The following is a 19,129-nucleotide window of genomic DNA, read 5'->3' on the forward strand; positions in this document are numbered from 1 at the left end:
GGTCGGCCTCTTGACGCGTGCGCCGGCGCTTTCCGGTGTACGTGTTCCCCAGCGGCGTGAGGAGTCCGCCCCTGCCCCGGCCTGGGTGTTGACTTTAGTTGCTTTCTGTTTATTCTTGTCGGCGTGTGGGCTGTACCGCCGCCGTTCCGTACTCCGAGAGACGGGCCCGTTTCCGTGAAGAGAACCACGACGAAGCTCGCGGACGGCCGCGAGCTGACCTACTACGACCTTGACGAGAGCGCCGCACGCGACTCCGTGGACCGCCGCGCCCTCGATCCCGTCGACAGCCGCCCCGAACTGCGCCTCGATCTGACGACCGGCGACTGGGTCACCATCGCCTCCCACCGGCAGGGGCGCGTCCACCATCCGCCGACCGACGCCTGCCCGCTCTGCCCCTCGGCGGACGGGCACCACAGCGAGATACCGGCGGCGGACTACGAAGTGGTCGTGTTCGAGAACCGCTTTCCCTCCCTGACGGGACGCTCCGGGCGCTGCGAAGTCGTCTGCTTCACGCCCGAACACGCGGCGAGCTTCGCCGATCTGACGGAGGGCCGCGCCCGGCTCGTCCTCGATGCCTGGACGGACCGCACCGCACGCCTCTCGTCCCTGCCGGGCGTGGAGCAGGTGTACTGCTTCGAGAACCGCGGTGTGGAGGTCGGCGTCACCCTCGCGCACCCGCACGGGCAGCTCTACGCCTTCCCCTTCGTCCCGCCCCGGACCGCCAAGATGATCGCCGTCGCCGGCACCCACCGGTCCGTCACCGGCGGGAACCTCTTCGAGGACCTGCTGGCCGAGGCGCGGTCCGCCGCCTCCCGCGTGGTGCTGGCGGGGAGGCACTGGACGGCCTTCGTCCCGTACGCCGCCCGCTGGCCGTACGAGGTGCACGTCTACCCTCATCGCCGCGTCCCCGACCTCACCCACCTCACCGAGGCCGAACGCGCCGAGTTCCCCGGGCTGTACCTGGACCTGCTCCGCCGCTTCGACCGGCTGTTCCGTCCGGAAGGCGGGTCGGAGCAGACGGCTCCGACCCCCTACATCTCCGCATGGCACCAGGCACCGAGGAACGGAGGCGAGGAACTGGCCCTGCACCTGGAGCTGTTCACGGTCCGGCGCTCGGCGGACAAGCTCAAGCACCTGGCCGGTGTGGAATCCGGCATGGATTCCTTCGTCAACGACATCGCCCCCGAGGACGCGGCCCACCGGCTCCGCGAGGTCGCGGCATGAGCCGGTACCTCGTCACCGGCGGCGCGGGCTACATCGGCAGCGTGGTCGCGGCCCAACTCATCGAGGCGGGCCACGACGTCACCGTGCTCGACGACCTGTCCACCGGCGCCCTGGAGGCCGTACCGGAGAAGGCCGACTTCGTCGTCGGCGGTGTGGCGCAGGCGGCCGCCGTCCTGGACGGCGGCTACGCCGGGGTGCTGCACCTCGCCGCCTCCTCCCAGGTGGCGGAATCCGTGCGCGACCCCGAGAAGTACTGGCGCAACAACGTCGTGGGCTCGCTGGCGCTGATCACCGCGATGCGCCGGTACGGGGTGGGCACCCTGGTGTTCTCCTCCACCGCCGCCGTGTACGGCGAGCCCGAGCGGGTGCCGATCACGGAGGACGCCCGGACCGCACCCGCCAGCCCCTACGGCGCGAGCAAACTCGCCGTCGACCACATGCTCACCGGCGCGGCCGCCGCCCACGGGCTGGCCGCCGTCTCCCTGCGCTACTTCAACGTCGCGGGCGCCCTTGCGGGCCGCGGCGAGCGTCACCATCCCGAGTCGCATCTCATCCCGCTCGTCCTGCAGGTGGCCCTCGGGCAGCGCGCGCACATCGACGTCCACGGCGACGACTACGAGACGCGCGACGGCACCTGCGTACGCGACTACCTCCACGTCGCGGATCTGGCCGACGCCCACCTCCTGGCCCTGGCGGCGGCCCGGCCCGGCGATCACCTGATCTGCAACCTCGGCAACGGCGAGGGCTTCACCGTCCGCGAGGTGATCGAGGCCGTCCGGCGGGTCACGGGACACCCCGTCCCCGAGGCCGTCCGCCCGCGCCGCCCCGGTGACCCGGCCGTCCTGATCGCGTCCGCGGACCGCGCGCGCAAGCTCCTGGGCTGGCGGCCGCACCGCACCGGCCTGGACCGTATCGTCGCCGACGCCTGGGACTTCGTACGCGAGGTGACCCCGTGAGGGAAGCCTTCCGGCGCGTCCACGGCGCCGACCCCGAGGGGATCTGGGCGGCGCCCGGCCGGGTCAACCTGATCGGGGAGCACACCGACTACAACGACGGCTTCGCCCTGCCGATCGCGCTCCCCCAGCGCACCCTGGTCGCGGCCCGGCGGCGGCAGGACGGGCGGCTGCGCCTGCACAGCGCGCAGGGCGGCGGCCCCGTCCTCGACCTGCACATCGACCGGCTCACCGCGGGAGCGGTCACCACCTGGGGCGCCTACCCCGCCGGGGTGGTCTGGGCGCTGCGCGAGGCCGGACATCCGGTGGGGGGCGCCGACCTGCACATCGACAGCACCGTGCCCACCGGCGCTGGGCTGTCCTCCTCCGCCGCGCTGGAGTGCGCGGTGGCCTTCGCCTGCAACGACCTGTACGACCTGGGCCTGGACGCACCCGCCCTGGCGCTGATCGCCCAGCGGGCGGAGAACGGTTTCGCCGGAGTGCCGTGCGGGGCCATGGACCAGCTGGCCTCCGCCTGCTGTGCCCAGGGCGCGGCCCTCCACCTGGACCTCCGCGCGGGCACTCATGAGCAGATCCCGTTCGCCCCGGAGGCCCAGGGGATGAGCCTGCTGGCCGTGGACACCCGCGTGAAGCACGATCTGGGGGACGGCGCCTACGCGCGGCTGCGGGCCGGCTGTGAGCATGCCGCCCGGCTGCTCGGCGTGGCGGCGCTGCGCGATCTCGGCCCCGAGGATCTGCCCCACGCGGCGGAAGTCCTGCCCTCCGCGCTGGTGCCCCTGGTCCGGCACGTGGTGACGGAGAACGCGCGGGTGTCCCGGGCCGTCACCCATCTCCGGGCCGGGCGGGTGACGTCCCTGGGCCCGATCCTCACCGACGGCCACACCTCGCTGCGGGACGACTTCCGGATCTCCTGCGCGGAGAGCGACCTCGTGGTCGACACCGCGTTGGCGCACGGGGCCCACGGGGCGCGGATGACCGGAGGCGGTTTCGGCGGCTCGGTCATCGTGCTGGCGGAGGAGGACCGGGTGGACTGGATCGGCGAGGCCGTCACCACGGCCTTCCGGAAGGCCGGCCACCGGGACCCGCACCTGCTCCCCGTCTCCCCGGCGGCAGGCGCCCGGCGGGTGGGGTGAGCACCGGATGACCGGATCAGGTGGCCGGCCGCGACGTAGACTGTTGGATTGTGGGGGATTGCCGTGGCATCGTGAGGGCAATCCCGGACATCGTGCGGAGGAGGGGGAGCAGGTCGTGACCGAGGCAGCACCCCTGGCACCTCAGCGCAGGGCCCTGATCCTGGAGATCGTGCGCCGCGACGGTGCCGTGCGCGTGGCCGATCTCGTGGAACAGCTCGGCGTCTCCGACATGACCATTCGCCGTGACCTGGATGCCCTCGCCCGGACCGGCTCCCTGTCGAAGGTGCACGGCGGTGCCATCAGCGCCGCCGCCACCACGGCGGACGAGCCGCCCTTCGAGACCAAGGCCGGTCTGGAGTCCCGGGCCAAATCGGCCGTGGCCGAGGCGGCCGCCGCCCTCGTGAAACCGGGCAGCGTCGTCGCCGTCTCCGGCGGGACCACCTCCTACGCCGTGGCCACCCGGCTCAAGGAGGTCCCCGATCTGACGGTGGTGACCAACTCCCTGCCGGTCGCCCAGCTCCTGCGGCCCACCGGCACCGAGCTCGCCCCCGCCGGGCACACCCTGCTGCTCACCGGCGGCACTCCCACCCGGTCGGCCTCGCTGGTGGGGCCGCTGGCGGACCAGACGATCCGCTCCCTCCAGGTGGACCTGCTCATCATCGGAGCCCACGGCGTCTCGGAACGCGCGGGGGCCACCACCCCGAACCTGGCCGAGGCCCAGACCAACCGCGCGCTGATCGAGTGCGCAACCCGGGTGGCCGTCGTCGCGGACCACACCAAGTGGGGCGTCGTGGGGCTCAGCCGGTTCATCGCCCTCCCGGAGATGGACTACTTCGTCTCGGACGACGGCCTCGACGCCGAGGCGTGCGCGGTCCTGCGGGCTGCGGTGGGGCAGCTGATCCTGGGTAGGACCCAGGCGTAACGCAGGGCAGGGCATACCTCTACGGACTTGCCACGCCCTGCGTGTTTACGTAAACATGCACAGGTGTCCGGTGCGCGCCCCGCGCGCCCGTCCCGCTCAGCCGAGGAGCACGCGTATGCCCCTTCTCCAGATCGAAGACGACGGATTCCGGCTCGACGGCGAGCCCTTCCGCATCCTCTCCGGCGGACTGCACTACTTCCGCGTCCACCCCGACCACTGGCGCGACCGGCTGCGCAAGGCCCGTCTCATGGGCCTGAACACGGTGGAGACGTACGTACCGTGGAACCTCCACCAGCCGCAGCCCGACACCTTCCGCCTGTACCACGGCCTCGATCTGCCCCGCTTCCTCGACCTCGCCGCCGAGGAGGGGCTGCGCGTCCTCCTGCGGCCCGGCCCCTACATCTGCGCCGAATGGGAGGGCGGAGGACTGCCCTCCTGGCTCCTGGCCGATCCCGACATCCGCCTGCGCAGCGGCGACCCCGGCTTCCTCGGCGCCGTCGCCGACTGGTTCCGGCAGCTCCTGCCCCCGCTCCATGACCGGCTGGCCACCCGGGGCGGGCCGGTGCTCGCCGTACAGCTGGAGAACGAGTACGGCGCGTACGGGGACGACACCGCCTACCTGGAAGGGCTCGCGGAGCTGCTGCGCCGCCACGGGGTCGACGTACCACTCTTCACCTGCGACCAGCCGGCCGACCTGGAGCGCGGCTCCCTGCCGGGCGTGCTCGCGACCGCCAACTTCGGCAGCGGATCCGCCCGCAACCTGACCGCGCTGCGCACCGCCCGACCGTCCGGGCCCCTGCTCTGCGCGGAGTTCTGGGTCGGCTGGTTCGACCGGTGGGGCGGCGAGCACATCGTCCGCGACGCGCGGGAGGCGGCGCAGGAGCTGGACGACCTGCTCGCGACCGGGGCGTCCGTGAACTTCTACATGTTCCACGGCGGCACCAACTTCGGCTTCATGAACGGTGCCAACGACAAGCACACCTACCGCCCCACGGTCACCTCCTACGACTACGACGCCCCCCTCGACGAAGCCGGCGACCCGACCGAGAAATACGCCGCCTTCCGCGAGGTCATCGCCAAGTACGCGCCCGTTCCCGCGGAGTTCCCGCCCGCGCGCGGCGCCCGGTTCGCCCTGGAGCCGCTGGAGCTGACGGAGAGCGCCGGGCTGCTGCACGCCGCGCCGGCCCTCGGGGAAGCGGTCGCCTCCCGTCGGCCGCTGACCATGGAGGAACTGGGCCAGGACTACGGCTTCGTGCTCTACGAAGCGGACCTTCCCGAGGCCGGCCCCGCCCTGCTGGAGCTGGAACGTGTCCGCGACCGGGCGCAGGTGTTCATCGACGGACAGCCCGTCGGCGTGCTGGAGCGGGAGGGGCACGAGCACTCCCTCAGCTTCGCCGTGCCGCGGCCGGGCGCCGCCCTGGCCGTCCTCGTGGAGAACCAGGGCCGGGTGAACTACGGGCAGGGCATCCACGACCGCAAGGGCCTGCTCGGCCAAGTGCTGCTCAACGGCGCGCCGCTCGACGGATGGACCAGCCGCCCGCTGCCGCTCACCTCGCTCGACGACGTGCCGTTCGCGCCCTCGTCGGCCCCGCCCACGGGCCCGGCCCTGTACCGCGGGACCTTCGCCGTGGACCGGCCCGCCGACACCTTCCTCCACCTCGGCGGATGGACGAAGGGCAACGCCTGGGTCAACGGCTTCGCCCTCGGCCGCTACTGGTCCCGCGGGCCGCAGCGCTCCCTGTACGTGCCCGGGCCCGTGCTGCGCGAGGGCCTGAACGAGCTCGTGCTGCTGGAGCTGCACGCCCCGGGGCGGGGCCGCCGGGTCGCTCTGCGGGAGGCGCCCGATCTCGGGCCGGTGGAGGGCTGACCGGCCCGGCGGGCGCCGGACGGCCGTGCGTACGGAGGGGGTACGCACGGCTGCCGGTGCTCATGGAGGCTCATCGGGGCGGCTCAGGCCGCCGTGCGCCGCCATTTCTGGTTGTCGCCGCCGGTGCACGTCCACTGGATGAGTGGTGCTCCGTCGGTCTGCGCCCGGTGGGTCACGTCGAGGCATTTGCCGCTGTGCTGGGCGACCAGCAGCATCCCGCCCGCGTCGGCCTGGGCCCGCTTCCACTTCTGGCCGGGGGCGTCCGTACAGGTGCTCTGGACGACGGCCGCCCCGTCATCGGTGGCCGCGTCCCGTACCGCGAGGCACTTGCCGCTGTGGCGGAGCACGATCCGGAACGTGCCGGCCCCCGCGCCCTGGAACCAGACCTGCTGGTTGACGCTGCCGGAGGCGCAGGTCCACTGGATCAGCCGGGCGCCCTCGGCCACCGACCAGTCGGCGGCGTCGGCGCACTTGCCGCTGTGCGCGGCGGACAGGGTGTTCCAGTCCCCGAGGCCCCGCACGGTGCCGGCCTCGGTGGAGATGGTGATCTGCGGGAAGTAGTCCATGGACAGGGTGGTCCGGGTGGGGAACGCCAGCGGAAGCCAGATGTACTGCGAGTCGTTGACCATGCCGCCCATGGAATTGCCCCAGCGGTCGCCCATGTACAGATAGCTCGTGACGCCGGAGACGCCCTCGACGGGCAGGATGTAGGCGGTCTGCGAGCCGTAGGTCCTGCCGTCCCCGAGGTCCCGCAGATGGCTCCAGGTGCCGGTGACGCTGTCGGCCGTGCCGTACTTCTGCTGGTTGGGGGACCAGCCCGTGGCACCTGACGTCACCAGGAAGTAGACGCCGTCCCGCTTGAACAGGGCCGGGGCCTCGCGCCACTGTCCGGGCCACAGCTTCTGCACCTGAGCCTCGACGGCGGTGTAGTCGGCGCTGAGCCGGTAGACGTGCAGGTCCGCGTTCTCGTTGGCCGCCGAGATCATGTAGCCGGTGCCGTCGCTGTCCACGAAGGTCGTGATGTCCCGGGACATGTGTCCCAGGGGCCGGAAGCTGCCGCGCCAGGAGTAGTTCCCGTCCACGGTGGACGAGACGGCCACCGCCGCGCGGGCCTCGCTGTAGTCGGTGGCGCTGCCCTCCTTGTGCATCCACATGACGAACTGGTCCGTGGCCCTGTTGTAGATCACCTTGGGGCGCTCGATGTTGGCGGTCGCCAGCTCCGGGTCCGTGGCCTGGGAGAGGACGTGGCCCCGGAACTCCCAGTTCTTGAGGTCGGTGGAGCGGTAGGCGGAGACGTGGCGGAAGCTGTTGTCGGGGTTCCGGTCCTCGCCGAACCAGTAGTAGTGCTCGTCCAGCTTGATGACCCCTCCGCCGTGGGCGTGGACGGGCCGGCCGGCGGGGTCGGTGAACTGGGTCGCGTTGGTGACGGTGACGGGTGCGGGGGAGGCCGCGGCGGTGCCGAAGCCGCCGAGGAGGCTCGCGAGCAGGGCCGTCACGACGGTGAGGAGGGCTGCCAGGTACGGGGGATGACGTCGCATGGGTACCTCTTGATGGCTGGCGGGTGGGAGAGGTGCGTGCGGGTTACGCCGGTGTTTCGCCTCAGTAATGTTTACGTAAACACCTGGCTGGCTGTGAGTCTGGGAGCCGCGCCGTGGAGTGTCAAGCGCGCGGACGGGATCCGTGGTGAGCGGTTTCAGGCCAGGGGCTTGGCCGCAAGACGCTTGACGCCCCCGAAGCGGCGGTGCCACGATCGTGGCCCTGATGTTTGCGTAAACATCTTCTCTCAGGACCCCTGGTCACTGACCCAAGGACCCACCATGACGCTCCTGCCGGCAGCGGCAAAAGCAGTCCCCCCACCCCGCCGCGGACCTCGCGCCCGTGGCACCGCCCTGGCCGGGTGGGGATTCGCCGGACCCTTCGCAGCCGTGTTCGCCCTGGTCTTCCTGGCACCCGTCGCGTACGCCTTCTACCTCAGCCTGATGCGCGACCGGCTCATCGGCGGCACCTCCTTCGTCGGCGCCGACAACTACCTCCAGGTGCTGGGCGATCCGCGCTTCTGGGAGGGAGCGAGCCGCGTCGGTCTCTTCCTGCTGGTCCAGGTGCCGGTCATGCTGGGCATCGCCCTGCTGGCCGCGCTCGCCATCGACAGCGGCCGGCTCTACGGCAAGGCGTTCTTCCGGGTGGCCGTCTTCCTGCCCTACGCCGTACCGGCCGTGGTGGCCGGCCTGATGTGGGGGTTCATGTACGGCTCCCGATTCGGCCTGGTCGGCAACCTGAACGAGAGCTTCGGCCTGGCCCTGCCCGATCCGCTCTCCCCCTCCCTCGTGCTCGCCTCCATCGGAAACGTCGTGACCTGGGAGTTCGTCGGATACAACACCCTCATCTTCTATGCCGCGTTGAAAGTGGTGCCGCGCTCCCTCTACGAAGCGGCCGCCATCGACGGGGCGGGGGAGTGGCGCATCATCACGGTGGTCAAACTGCCCGCCATCCGCAGCGCGCTGGTCATCGCGACGATCTTCTCGATCATCGGCAGCTTCCAGCTGTTCAACGAGCCGAACATTCTGCAAGGCCTCGCCCCGAACGCGATCACGACGGACTACACCCCCAACCTGTACACCTACTCGCTTGCCTTCTCCGGGCAGCAGCACAACTACGCGGCCACCGTCGCCATCGTGATGGGTGCCCTCACCGCGCTCATCGCCTACGCGGTCCAGCTCCGCGGCATGCGGAAGGGCTGAGCGCATGATCACCAACCCCGCCGGCACCTCCCCGCGTCCCGCGGAGCGCGGCGCCCGCCCCGCCCCGGACCCGGCCGCGCCGAGTCACGCACCGGCCACCACGCCGCCCCGCCGCCGCACAGCGGCCCACACCCCCCTCGCCCCCCGACGCAGTGTCCCGCTGACCGCGCTGGCGGGCCTGGTCCTCGTCTACACGCTCCTGCCGCTCGTATGGCTGGTCATCAACGCCACCAAGGACCAGGAGAGCCTGCTCGGATCCTTCGGCCTCTGGTTCGGCGAGAACTTCCAGCTCTGGGACAACATCTCCCGCACGCTGTCCTACGACGACGGCGCCTTCGTCCGCTGGACCCTGAACACCCTCCTGTACGTGGCCGCCGGCGCGGGAGGTGCGACCCTGCTCGCCGTCCTGGGCGGATACGCGCTCGCCGTCTACGAGTTCCCGGGCCGCCGGGTCGTCCTCGCCGTCGTCCTCGGCGCCGTTGCCGTGCCGGGGACGGCCCTCGCCGTCCCCACCTTCCTGATGTTCAGCGGCATGGGCCTCGCCGACACCCCGTGGGCAGTGATCATCCCCTCCCTCGTCTCGCCCTTCGGGCTCTACCTGATGTGGGTGTTCACCGCCGAAGCGGTGCCTGTCGAACTGCTCGAAGCCGCCCGCATCGACGGCGCCGGCGAACTGCGCCTCTTCTGCCAGGTGGCCCTGCCGCTGCTGATGCCGGGGACAGTGACGGTGCTGCTCTTCAGCATGGTCGCCACCTGGAACAACTACTTCCTGCCGCTGATCATGATCAGGGACCCGGACTGGTTTCCGCTCAGCCTCGGCCTCAACGCCTGGAGCGCGCAGGCCCGCACGACGGGCGGCGAGCCGGTGTTCGACCTCGTGATCACCGGCTCCCTCCTGACCGTCGCGCCGATCGTCGTGATCTTCCTGCTGCTCCAGCGCCACTGGCAGTCGGGCCTGGCCGCCGGAAGCGTCAAGGAGTGACGCGCCGCGCCCGGCCCCGGCTCCGCCCCGACACCTCCCGCCCGTACACCGAACCAGGAGCATCACGGATGAGAACGAACAGTCGCCGCATCTTCGCCGCCGTCGCCGCGACGTGCGTCCTGGGCCTCGGCGCCAGCGCCTGCGGCGGGTCGGAGCCGTCGGGGGGCACCACCGCGAAGGACGTCGCCTCCGCACTCGAAGCCGGGGGCAAGATCACGGTGTGGGCCTGGGAACCCACGCTGAAGAAGGTGGCCGCCGACTTCGAGAAGAAGTACCCCAAGGTGGACGTCGAGCTGATCAACGCCGGGACGGGGGACAGGCAGTACACCGCCCTGCAGAACGCCGTCGCCGCAGGTTCGGGAGCGCCCGAGGTGGCGCAGGTCGAGTACTACGCCGTCGGCCAGTTCGCCATCGGCAAGGCGCTGGAGGAGCTCTCCCCCTACGGCGCGGCCGCCCACGACCAGGCGTTCACCACCGGCCCTTCCAGCGCGGTGCGGTACGGCAAGGGGATCTACGCCCTCCCGATGGACTCCGGGCCCATGGCGCTGTTCTACAACAAGAAGGTCTTCGACCGGCACGGTGTCGCCGTCCCCACCACCTGGGACGAGTACGTGGACGCCGCGCGCGCCCTGCACAAGGCGGACCCGAAGCTGTACATCACCAACGACACCGGTGACGCCGGCGCCACGACCAGCCTGATCTGGCAGGCGGGCGGGCGTCCCTACAGGGTGGACGGGACCAGGATCCGCATCGACTTCGGGGACCCGGGCACGGCCCGGTACACGGGTACCTGGCAGAAGCTCATCGACGAGCGGCTGCTCGCGCCGGTGCCCTCCTGGAGCGACGAGTGGTACAAGGGCCTGGCGGACGGCAGCATCGCCACCCTGGCCACCGGCGCCTGGATGCCCGCCAACTTCGTCTCCGGAGCCCCGGCCGCTTCGGGCGACTGGCGCGTGGCACCCCTCCCGCAGTGGACGAAGGGCGCCGCGGCGGGCGCGGAGAACGGCGGCAGCTCGCTCGCCGTGCCGAAGGCGTCCAAGAACAAGGCGCTGGCCTACGCCTTCATCGAGTACGCCACCACGGGACCCGGCGCCGCGGCCCGCGTCGCCGAGGGAGCCTTCCCTGCCACCCGGGCCGACCTGGACTCCCCGGCCTTCCTGGACACCGCGTTCCCGTACTTCGGTGGCCAGCAGGCCAATCGGATCCTGGCCGCGGCGGCCCGCGAGGTCGCGCCCGGCTGGTCGTACCTGCCGTATCAGGTGTACGCGAACTCCGTCTTCAAGGACACCGTGGGCAAGGTGTACGTCTCCTCGGCCACCCTCTCCCAGGGCCTGGAGGCATGGGCGGCGACGAGCGCCAAGTACGGCACGGACCAGGGATTCGAGGTCGCGGGGCAATGACGTTCGAGGGGAACTACCGGCCCGCGCCGGAACGGTACACCTCCATGGCCTACCGCCGGGCCGGGCACAGCGGGGTTCGGCTGCCCGTGGTCTCGCTGGGACTGTGGCACAACTTCGGCAACGGCCGGCCCTTGGAGGCGCAACGGGCCGTCCTGCGAAGGGCCTTCGACCGGGGCATCACCCACTTCGACCTGGCGAACAACTACGGGCCGCCGTACGGCAGCGCGGAGTCCAACTTCCGCGTCGTGTTCGCCCGGGACTTCCGGCCGCACCGGGACGAGATGTTCATCGCCTCCAAGGCGGGCTACGACATGTGGGCCGGGCCGTACGGGGACGGCGGCGGCCGTAAGCATCTGCTGGCGAGCCTGGACCAGTCGCTGCGACGCATGGGCCTGGAGTACGTGGACGTCTTCTACTCGCACCGCTACGACCCGGAGACCCCGCTGGAGGAGACCATGGGCGCGCTGCACACGGCGGTGCGCTCGGGCAGGGCCCTGTACGCGGCCCTCTCCAACTACCCGGCTGACCGTCACCGCGAGGCGGCGCGGATCCTGCGCGACCTCGGCACCCCGGCCCTCCTGCACCAAGCCCGCTACTCGATTCTCGACCGTGCCCCGGAAGGCGGTCTGCTGGACGCAGCCGCCGCTACCCGCACGGGCCTGATCGCCTACTCGCCGCTTGCGCAGGGCCTGCTGACGGGCCGCTACCTGGCCGGGCAGGTGCCCGCCGGATCGCGGATGTCCGTCGGCCACTTCCTCAACGAGGAGGCCCTGGCCCACGCCAAGCTGGAGCGCCTGAGGGCCCTGAGCGATGTGGCGGCCCGGCGCGGGCAGAGCCTGTCGCAACTGGCCCTCACCTGGGTGCTCCGCGATCCCCGGGTGTCCTCGGTGATCATCGGCGCCAGCAGCATCCACCAGCTGGACCAGAACCTCGGCGCGCTGGAGGGCGGGCCGCTGTCGGAGGAGGAACTGAAGGAAATCGACACGCTGAGTCTTTGAGCACCCCCCAACGCCTTCAGGAGGTATCTCATGAACAGCAACGCAACGACCCACCGGAACAGCGTCGCCGCGGCGGCGGCACTCGCCCTCACACTGGCCCTCGCCGCACCGGCGGCCGCGACGACCCCCGGCGGACAGCGGCCCGGCCACGCGGCGGCGGGCACGCTGGTGAGGATGTCGGGCACCTCCATAACGGTCACCGCGGCAGAGGGAGCCGCCAATGCGATCGCCCTGTGGCGCACGGGTGACGCGGTCCACGTCCGGGACACGGCGGACCGTGTGGTGGCCACCGGAGGCTGTGTCCGCATCGCCGCCGACGAGGCCATGTGTCCCGGCGCCGGCCGTCTCACCGAGCTCGTTGTCGAGGCGGGTGACGAAGCGGACGAGGTGACCTCCTACCTCACGACGACGGGCGTCACCCTCAAGGGCGGCCTGGGCGACGACAACCTCTACGGCGGCGGCGCGAACGACACCCTGGAAGGCGGCGAGGGCGCCGACTTTCTCTCGGGCGGGGCCGGCAACGACCTGCTGATCGGCTCCAGCGGCCGGGACCGCATCCTGGGCGGCGCCGGTGACGACCGGATCGAGGGCCGCAACGGCTCGGACGTCATCGACGCGGGCGCGGGCGACGACGTGGTCGACGGGGGCGACGGCAACGACCAACTGATCGCCGGCCCCGGCAACGACTTCGTGGACGGAGGCACGGGCAGGGACACCATCGACACGGTCGACGGAGTAGCCGGCAACGACTACGCCCGCGGCGGCCCCCAGACGGACACCTGCCGCGCCGACCGCGCCGACCACGTCACGGAATGCCCTTGATCCTCACCCGCGGAGCCCCCGCCCCAGTGGGGCCGGGGGCTCCGCGTTCGCAAGGGGCCGCAGCACGTCGTATCCGGAGGAGCGGGGCGAGGTGAGCCGGTCGGCCGACTCAGGTGCGGTGTCGGACGCACGAGGGACAGGGCGTGCTCCAGGCCCCGCGCGTCCCGCCGGTGATCTGCCGCTCGGGTGCCCGGCCGTCGTGGTGTCCAGTGGCTGACCGCACCGGACACCAGGATGTGGTCAACGTTTCCCGACTTGGTAGGAGGCTTCCCGTGCTCGAGCGCAAGAACGTCAGAGGTCGCAACCAGAATCAGATCACCTTCGTCCTGCCTGCGGATATCCCGCCCGGGCCGGTCAGCGTCGTTGGTGACTTCAACGGTTGGCAGCCAGGCATGCACGAATTGCGGCCGCGCAGGGACGGCAGGCGAGCTGTCACCGTCGCCCTGCCCCGTGAAAGCACGCACGCCTTTCGCTACCTGGCCGCAGGCGACTACTGGTTCGACGACGAAGGCGCCGATGCGCTCGATGGCTCCAACGGCCTCCCGCACACCTGACCGACCAGATCGGCATCCGCCTGTGTCGTGGTCCGGGGAGAAGCCACGGACTCACGATCGTGGCCCAGCTCGATGTCGACATGCGGCGCCCGCTGGAGCGTGTTGTGGACGGTGCAGTGCGAGGCGACGGCGAGAAGGCCCGGGCGCCGCTCTTCGGGCAGCTGTGGGGGCGGCACGATCACGAGGCGCACCGCGGTCACCCGGGCGGGGCGGTCGGTGGCCATGGTGAATTCAGCCCGCACGCTCAGACCCTCGCACGGCAGGTCGTGGCGGAGCAGGTAGCGCCCCGCGTAGAAGGCGACGCACGTGGCCAGGGACGCGGCGAACAGCTCGGTCGGCGTGGGCGCGGTGTCCGTCCCGCCCGCGCCGGTGGGCTGGTCGACGCGGAGGCGGTGCCCGCGCACCTCGACCCCGTAGACGTCGCCTTCGAGGTGAGTGACATCGAGCCGGTGGACGTCCCCCGGGGGCCGCGTACCGGTCCGCTCCGGTGTCGTGTCCGTCATGGCGGACCTCCGATTCCTGTCGGTCGCTGCCATCGTGGGGGGATCCGTAGGCCCTGGACATGAGCCCTTCGGGCACGTGTCTGGCCCGGTCGGCCCCTCACGCTGCAGCGGCCGGCGCCCGAGGGTGGAGGGTGCGTCAAGCCATGTCGCGTCGGCGTGAGGAGGACCTCATGAAGGTTCAGGTCACCGCAGGTCTGGACGGATCCCGGGAGAGCTTCGCAGCAGCGGCCTGGGCCGCGCGCGAGGCCGTACGGCGCGAGGTCCCCCTGCACTTGATCCATGTGGAGGAGCGGCCGTTCACGCCCGCGATCCCCTACCCCATCGCCGCCTACGACGCGGAGCGGTCCGCGGGACTGCTCCGCGACACGGCAGAGCGGTGCCGGGGGGATCACCCTGGGCTGGAGGTGACGACCGAACGGGCGCACGGTCGCGCCGGTCCCCTGCTGACCTCGGCTGCGAACGAGTCGGACCTCATGGTGCTGGGCTCCCGCGGGTTCAGTGGGTTCATGGGGTTCCTGGTCGGGTCCGTGTCACTGGCCGTCGTCGGCAGTTCCCACCAGCCCGTCGTACTCGTACGGGCCGGTAGTGCGTCCGCCCCGGCTGCTGGAGGGGCGCCCGGACAGGGCTCCGGCGAGATCCTCGTCGGCGCCGACCTCCGGCACCCGAACGCACCCGTGCTCGCCTTCGCCTTTCAGGAGGCAGCGCGTCGGGGCGCGACGGTTCGCGTCGTGCACGGTTGGACCCTGCCCGGTCCGTCTGCATACGCCATCGTGGCCGATCCGGGGATCGACGAGATGGTCGGCGGCCACGTTGCTCATGCCCTGGCCGAGTTGGTCGGACCCTTGCGCAGGAGCTACCGGGATGTCCCGGTCATCGAAGAGGCTGTCGTGGGAGCCGCTGGAATCCAGCTCGTGGAGGCGTCGAAGGCCGCGGAGCTGGTGGTTGTGGGGCGCCGCCGACATCCTGCGCCGCTCGGGCCGCACCTCGGCCACGTCGCACATGCGGTGATCCACCACTGTGCCGCACCGGTCGCCGTTGTTCCCTTCGGATAGGCCCCGGATGCAATGGTGAACTCCGGCGAGGTCGCCTTCGAGCCCGTACGGCCGAGGCCCAGTCCCGCCACAGCATTCGAGGTGCCCCGGGCACAGGGGTGTGGCACGGCTGCGGCGCGACGCCTCTCAGCCACCGATGATCCTCACCTGTGAGCGGAGGGCCCGTGCCACGTCCAGGTCGAAGGACTCGGTGCTGGGTGTGAGCATCGCTGCGGCGGCTGTGGCCACGCCCAAGGCGCAGGCGCTGACGGGATCCGCTCCGGTGGCCAGCTGCGTGGTGAGGGCAGCGACCATACTGTCGCCCGCCCCTGCATCGCTCAACGGCTCGCCGGGCAGAGGCGGCGCGTAGAGCTCGGTGTGTCCGTGGCGCGTCGAGCACAGTGCGCCCAGAGCTCCGAGGGTGGTGACAGCGACCTCGGCGGCCCCCGTGGTGATCAGGTGCTCGTTGAGGGACCGGGCGTCGTCGAAGGTCCGGACGGTTCCACCGGTGAGACTCTCCGCCTCCGTACGGTTGCATCTCAGCAGGAACACGCCTTCCTCCAGCGCTTCACGAAGCGCGGGCCCGGAGGTGTCCAGGATCAGCCGGGATCCTGCTCCTCTGACGTGTCGGGCGACGCCCCCGTAGAAGTCGGTGGGCAGGCCGCCGGGCAGGCTGCCGCTCGCCACGACGTACGGGTGACTGCCGCCGGCCCGCTGCAGCACTTCCAGGCACCGCTGCCCCTCGCGATCGTGCAGTCGTGGGCCGGGTGGCACGATGTGGTGGCTGCGGCGCGATGCGGCCTCGACCAGTACGAGGGCTTCGCGGGTGTCGTCGTCGATGTCGACGGCGACGTGGTCGATGCCCTCTTCGTCCAGCAGCCGATTGAGGCGCAGGCCTACTTCACCCCCGGCGGTGTGGACTGCGGTGGCCGGTAGTCCGAACCGCATGATGTGGCGGGCGACGTTGATTCCGCCGCCGCCGGCGGCCACCGACCTGACCCGGGCACGGTTCTTGCCGATGAGTTCCAGGTGGTCGATCTCCCAGCAGAGATCGATGGTGGGATTCATCGTGAGAGTGAGGACTGACGGTGGGGCTCCGGTCTCCGCTCCCCGCCGACCGTCGGCCAACCCGGAGGCGGTGGGGTCGGGTGTCGTGGCCGGGCTCATCGCGGCTCCTCGTGAACAGCGTCTGCCGAAGCTCGCTGCACACCCAGGGACGGGTGCATGCGGTTCACCTCCGGAGACAAGGACGCGTCTCCATCGACTTGCATCCTCGGACAGCCCGGCATCACCTGCATACCGGGTCAGGAGGTCCACCGGAGCTCATGATCCGGTGCGGGCCCCCAGTCGGCAACGGACGTCCACGACGCCTTCGACCGACCGGGCGAGGCGTTCGGCCATGGGGATCAGGTGGTCGTCCCGGACGCTGCCGGTCAGGGTGGCTATCCCTTGTGTGACGGTGACGGTGATCCCGTCGTGGGAGATCGGGAAGAGGCGTTCGACGACACTTCGCTGGATCTCGAGTGCGAGGTCTTCGTCGGTGCGGAGGAAGACCTTGAGGAGGTCCGCGCGGCTGACGATGCCCTTGAGGGTGCCGTCGGCGTCGACGACCGGGAGCCGTTTGATGCGCCGGTTGGCCATGAGGTGGGCGGCTTGGGGGAGGGTGGCGTCCGGGCGGATCGTGACCGCGGGGGTGGTCATGAGGTTCTCCGCGCGGGTGGAGCCGGCCTTGGCCGTGTCGCCCAAGCGGCGCATCTGCTCGATCATGCCGGGGCTGTGTTCGTGGAACTCCTCCTTGGGCAGGAGGTCGGCCTCGGACACCACGCCGACGACGTGGCCCTCGCCCTCGACGACGGGGAGGGCGGTGACCTTCCACCGCTTCATCGCGGCGGCGATGTCCTTGAAGCCGGTCGTGGGGGTGACGGCGATGACCTTGGTTGTCATGACGTCGGCGACGGTGTAAGGGGTGGAGGTCATGGCGGGATCCTCAGCGTGCGTAGGCGAGCGGGATTCCGCTGCCTTGAGGGGCGAACAGGTCGAGGAGCCGGGTACGGGCGGAGTCGAGTCGGTCGGCGATGACCGCTGCCACGGCGACGGCGACGGAGCGGCCGACAGCCGAGTCCTCCTTGCAGAGCTCCCGTACTGCTGCGGCGTCGAACTCCAGGGCCCGCACCTCGTGGGAGGCGGTGGCCCCGAGGCGCCAGCCGTAGGGCGGGACCATCCAGGACCAGCCGAGTAGCTCGCCATGGCCGAGGGTGTCGATGACAGCGTCCTTGTGGCAGGGGATGTGGGTGCTGAGCTCCACCGTGCCGGAAAGGATGATCCAGAACTTCTCGGCCCGCTGGTGCTCCTTGAAGATGCGGGTGCCTGCCGCGAAAGTGACCTGGCGAGAGTGGGCGAGCAGGGCCTCGCGCGCTTCCGGGGTCATGTGTTCGAGGACGCTGTGCATGGTGCTCATGGTGTCCCTCCAACCCTTCGCCTCCACCTTGCTCGCTGGCCGCCGTGTCCGTCAGGGCCGTGCGGTGCACACCGCGGGGTCCGTACGGCCCCGGTCAGCGGACCAGGACGGCCTCTCCGGATTTGGGCACCACGGCCGTCCAGCCCAGTTCGCGGTCGATCCGGTCGCGCAGGGTCTCGGCGGAGCTCTCTTCGCCGTGGACGAGGTAGGTGGTGTGCGGGGGAGGGGCGGCGCGCAGCCAGTCGACGATCTGTTCGGCGTCGGCGTGGGCGGAGAAGTGCGGTACGTCGGCGACCTCGGCGCGTACCGGGACGTACTCGCCGAACATCTTGAGCGTGCGGGCGCCGTCGACGAGGTCGCGGGCGCGGGTGCCGGCGGCGGCGAAGCCGACGATGACGACGGCGTTGCGGGGGTCGGGGAGGGTGCGGTGGAGGTGGTGCAGGACGCGGCCGCCGGTGGCCATGCCGGCGGAGGAGACGATGATCGCCGGTCCGGTGGTGTTGTTGATGTCGATCGACTCCTGGACGGTCCGGGCGGCCAGGAAGGGTTCAGGGCTGATCGCCGCCTCGCCCTGGGCGAGGATGCCGGGGCGTATCTCGGGGGAGTGGGCGTGCAGGGCGTCGCGGTACACGTCGAGGGCGGCCAGAGCCATGGGGCTGTCGACGTACACGGGGACGTGGCGGGGCAGTGTGCCGTCGGCGCGAAGCGCGGCGAGTTCGTGGAGGACGACCTCGGTCCGGTCGATCGCGAAGGAGGGAATGACGACGGTCCCGCCCCGCGACAGGGCGCGGGTGATCACCGAGGCGAATTCCCGGCGGGCGCTCTCGTGATCGTGCCGCCGGTTGCCGTAGGTCGACTCCATCAGCAGCACGTCCGCCCCGCCGAACGGCTCGGGTGGCAGCAGAAGTGGGTGCCCCGGGCGGCCGAGGTCGCCGCTGACGGCGAGGGTGTGCCCGTCCTCCAGGGTCAGGTGGGCCCAGGCCGAGCCGAGGATGTGGCCGCCGTGGTGCAACGTCAGCTTCGTGCCCGCCATGATGTCGATCTCGCTGCCCACCGGCACGGGGTCGAAGAACTTCACCGTGTGGTCGACATCGTCATCGTCGTAGAGCGGCTTGGCGGGCCGGTGCTTGGACCAGCCGTGCCGGTTGGCGTGCTCGGCGGCCTCCATCTGCAGGCGGGCGCTGTCACGGAGCACGATCTCGGCGAGCCGGGCGGTGGCGGCGGTGGCCAGGACCGGCCCACGAAAGCCGTGCCGGACCAGGCGCGGCAGGTACCCGCAGTGGTCCAGGTGGGCGTGCGTCACGACGACCGCGTGGATGTCGCGGGCGTCGCAGGGCAGCTTGTCCCAGTTGCGGCGGCGCAGGTCCGCCAGGCCCTGGAAGAGTCCGCAGTCGACGAGGATCCGGACGTGGTCGCTCTCGACCAGGAACTTGCTGCCGGTCACCGTCCGGACACCACCGAGGAACCTCAGCAGGGCGGGGCGGGCAGCGGGGGACGGGGCCGACCGGGACATGGCAGCGGCCCTCCTTCCGGGGACGGGTGCC

18 protein-coding genes are annotated in these 19,129 nt (G+C 71.2%); 12 read left to right on the forward strand and 6 right to left on the reverse strand.

The window, feature by feature from the left end:
- Positions 1-174 precede the first annotated feature (174 nt).
- From galT to ACPU2J_RS30505, 5 genes are all read left to right on the forward strand, one after another.
- Positions 175-1,224 (forward strand): galactose-1-phosphate uridylyltransferase, encoded by a 1,050-nt coding sequence (gene galT / locus ACPU2J_RS30485; RefSeq protein WP_423834476.1) that lies wholly within the window; start codon positions 175-177, stop codon positions 1,222-1,224.
- Positions 1,221-2,180 carry a UDP-glucose 4-epimerase GalE gene (gene galE / locus ACPU2J_RS30490; protein ID WP_423834477.1) on the forward strand — a complete coding sequence of 320 codons (960 nt, stop codon included), beginning with the start codon at positions 1,221-1,223 and terminating at the stop codon, positions 2,178-2,180. The genes galT and galE overlap by 4 nt, the downstream gene beginning before the upstream one ends.
- Positions 2,177-3,310 (forward strand): galactokinase, encoded by a 1,134-nt coding sequence (galK, locus tag ACPU2J_RS30495; protein ID WP_423834478.1) that lies wholly within the window; start codon positions 2,177-2,179, stop codon positions 3,308-3,310. The genes galE and galK overlap by 4 nt, the downstream gene beginning before the upstream one ends.
- A gap of 115 nt (positions 3,311-3,425) precedes the next feature.
- Positions 3,426-4,232, forward strand: a complete 807-nt coding sequence (locus ACPU2J_RS30500; RefSeq protein ID WP_423834479.1) for a DeoR/GlpR family DNA-binding transcription regulator — start codon at positions 3,426-3,428, stop codon at positions 4,230-4,232.
- 115 nt (positions 4,233-4,347) lie between these two features.
- Positions 4,348-6,099 carry a beta-galactosidase gene (locus tag ACPU2J_RS30505; RefSeq protein ID WP_423834480.1) on the forward strand — a complete coding sequence of 584 codons (1,752 nt, stop codon included), beginning with the start codon at positions 4,348-4,350 and terminating at the stop codon, positions 6,097-6,099.
- An 83-nt stretch (positions 6,100-6,182) separates the two neighbouring features.
- Here the strand turns inward: ACPU2J_RS30505 and ACPU2J_RS30510 are convergent, their stop codons facing one another.
- Entirely contained in the window at positions 6,183-7,637 is a 1,455-nt protein-coding gene (locus tag ACPU2J_RS30510) for an RICIN domain-containing protein (RefSeq protein WP_423834481.1), read from the reverse strand.
- Positions 7,638-7,916: 279 nt separating this feature from the next.
- Here ACPU2J_RS30510 and ACPU2J_RS30515 point away from each other — a divergent pair, with 279 nt between their 5' ends.
- From ACPU2J_RS30515 to ACPU2J_RS30540, 6 genes are all read left to right on the forward strand, one after another.
- A complete protein-coding gene (locus ACPU2J_RS30515) occupies positions 7,917-8,837 on the forward strand; it encodes a carbohydrate ABC transporter permease (RefSeq protein ID WP_423834482.1) in 921 nt (306 codons plus the stop codon).
- 4 nt (positions 8,838-8,841) lie between these two features.
- Entirely contained in the window at positions 8,842-9,819 is a 978-nt protein-coding gene (locus ACPU2J_RS30520) for a carbohydrate ABC transporter permease (protein WP_423834483.1), read from the forward strand.
- 68 nt (positions 9,820-9,887) lie between these two features.
- Positions 9,888-11,219, forward strand: coding sequence for an ABC transporter substrate-binding protein (locus ACPU2J_RS30525; protein WP_423834484.1), 1,332 nt, complete (start codon positions 9,888-9,890; stop codon positions 11,217-11,219).
- Positions 11,216-12,217, forward strand: a complete 1,002-nt coding sequence (locus ACPU2J_RS30530) for an aldo/keto reductase (RefSeq protein ID WP_423834485.1) — start codon at positions 11,216-11,218, stop codon at positions 12,215-12,217. The genes ACPU2J_RS30525 and ACPU2J_RS30530 overlap by 4 nt, the downstream gene beginning before the upstream one ends.
- Positions 12,218-12,247: 30 nt before the next feature.
- On the forward strand, positions 12,248-13,039 hold the full coding sequence (locus ACPU2J_RS30535; RefSeq protein ID WP_423834486.1) for a calcium-binding protein: 792 nt from the start codon (positions 12,248-12,250) through the stop codon (positions 13,037-13,039).
- A 272-nt stretch (positions 13,040-13,311) separates the two neighbouring features.
- Positions 13,312-13,593, forward strand: coding sequence for an isoamylase early set domain-containing protein (locus ACPU2J_RS30540; RefSeq protein WP_420078741.1), 282 nt, complete (start codon positions 13,312-13,314; stop codon positions 13,591-13,593).
- On the opposite strand, the gene ACPU2J_RS30545 is transcribed toward ACPU2J_RS30540, so the two are convergent.
- Positions 13,530-14,096, reverse strand: a complete 567-nt coding sequence (locus tag ACPU2J_RS30545) for an OsmC family protein (RefSeq protein ID WP_420078740.1) — start codon at positions 14,094-14,096, stop codon at positions 13,530-13,532. The two genes, ACPU2J_RS30540 and ACPU2J_RS30545, sit on opposite strands and share 64 nt — an antisense overlap.
- A 170-nt stretch (positions 14,097-14,266) precedes the next feature.
- On the opposite strand from ACPU2J_RS30545, the gene ACPU2J_RS30550 reads away from it, so the two are divergent.
- Entirely contained in the window at positions 14,267-15,148 is an 882-nt protein-coding gene (locus tag ACPU2J_RS30550; protein WP_420078739.1) for a universal stress protein, read from the forward strand.
- Positions 15,149-15,274: 126 nt separating this feature from the next.
- On the opposite strand, the gene ACPU2J_RS30555 is transcribed toward ACPU2J_RS30550, so the two are convergent.
- From ACPU2J_RS30555 to ACPU2J_RS30570, 4 genes are all read right to left on the reverse strand, one after another.
- Entirely contained in the window at positions 15,275-16,294 is a 1,020-nt protein-coding gene (locus ACPU2J_RS30555) for a 1-phosphofructokinase family hexose kinase (RefSeq protein WP_420078738.1), read from the reverse strand.
- Between the two features lie 156 nt (positions 16,295-16,450).
- Positions 16,451-17,104 carry a CBS domain-containing protein gene (locus tag ACPU2J_RS30560; RefSeq protein ID WP_420078737.1) on the reverse strand — a complete coding sequence of 218 codons (654 nt, stop codon included), beginning with the start codon at positions 17,102-17,104 and terminating at the stop codon, positions 16,451-16,453.
- Positions 17,105-17,114: 10 nt separating this feature from the next.
- Entirely contained in the window at positions 17,115-17,585 is a 471-nt protein-coding gene (locus tag ACPU2J_RS30565) for a Crp/Fnr family transcriptional regulator (protein ID WP_423834487.1), read from the reverse strand.
- Between the two features lie 94 nt (positions 17,586-17,679).
- Positions 17,680-19,098 carry an MBL fold metallo-hydrolase RNA specificity domain-containing protein gene (locus ACPU2J_RS30570; RefSeq protein ID WP_423834488.1) on the reverse strand — a complete coding sequence of 473 codons (1,419 nt, stop codon included), beginning with the start codon at positions 19,096-19,098 and terminating at the stop codon, positions 17,680-17,682.
- Positions 19,099-19,129: the final 31 nt, after the last annotated feature.

This window comes from Streptomyces manipurensis (assembly GCF_049570255.1).
In the GTDB taxonomy this organism is placed as follows: domain Bacteria; phylum Actinomycetota; class Actinomycetes; order Streptomycetales; family Streptomycetaceae; genus Streptomyces; species Streptomyces manipurensis.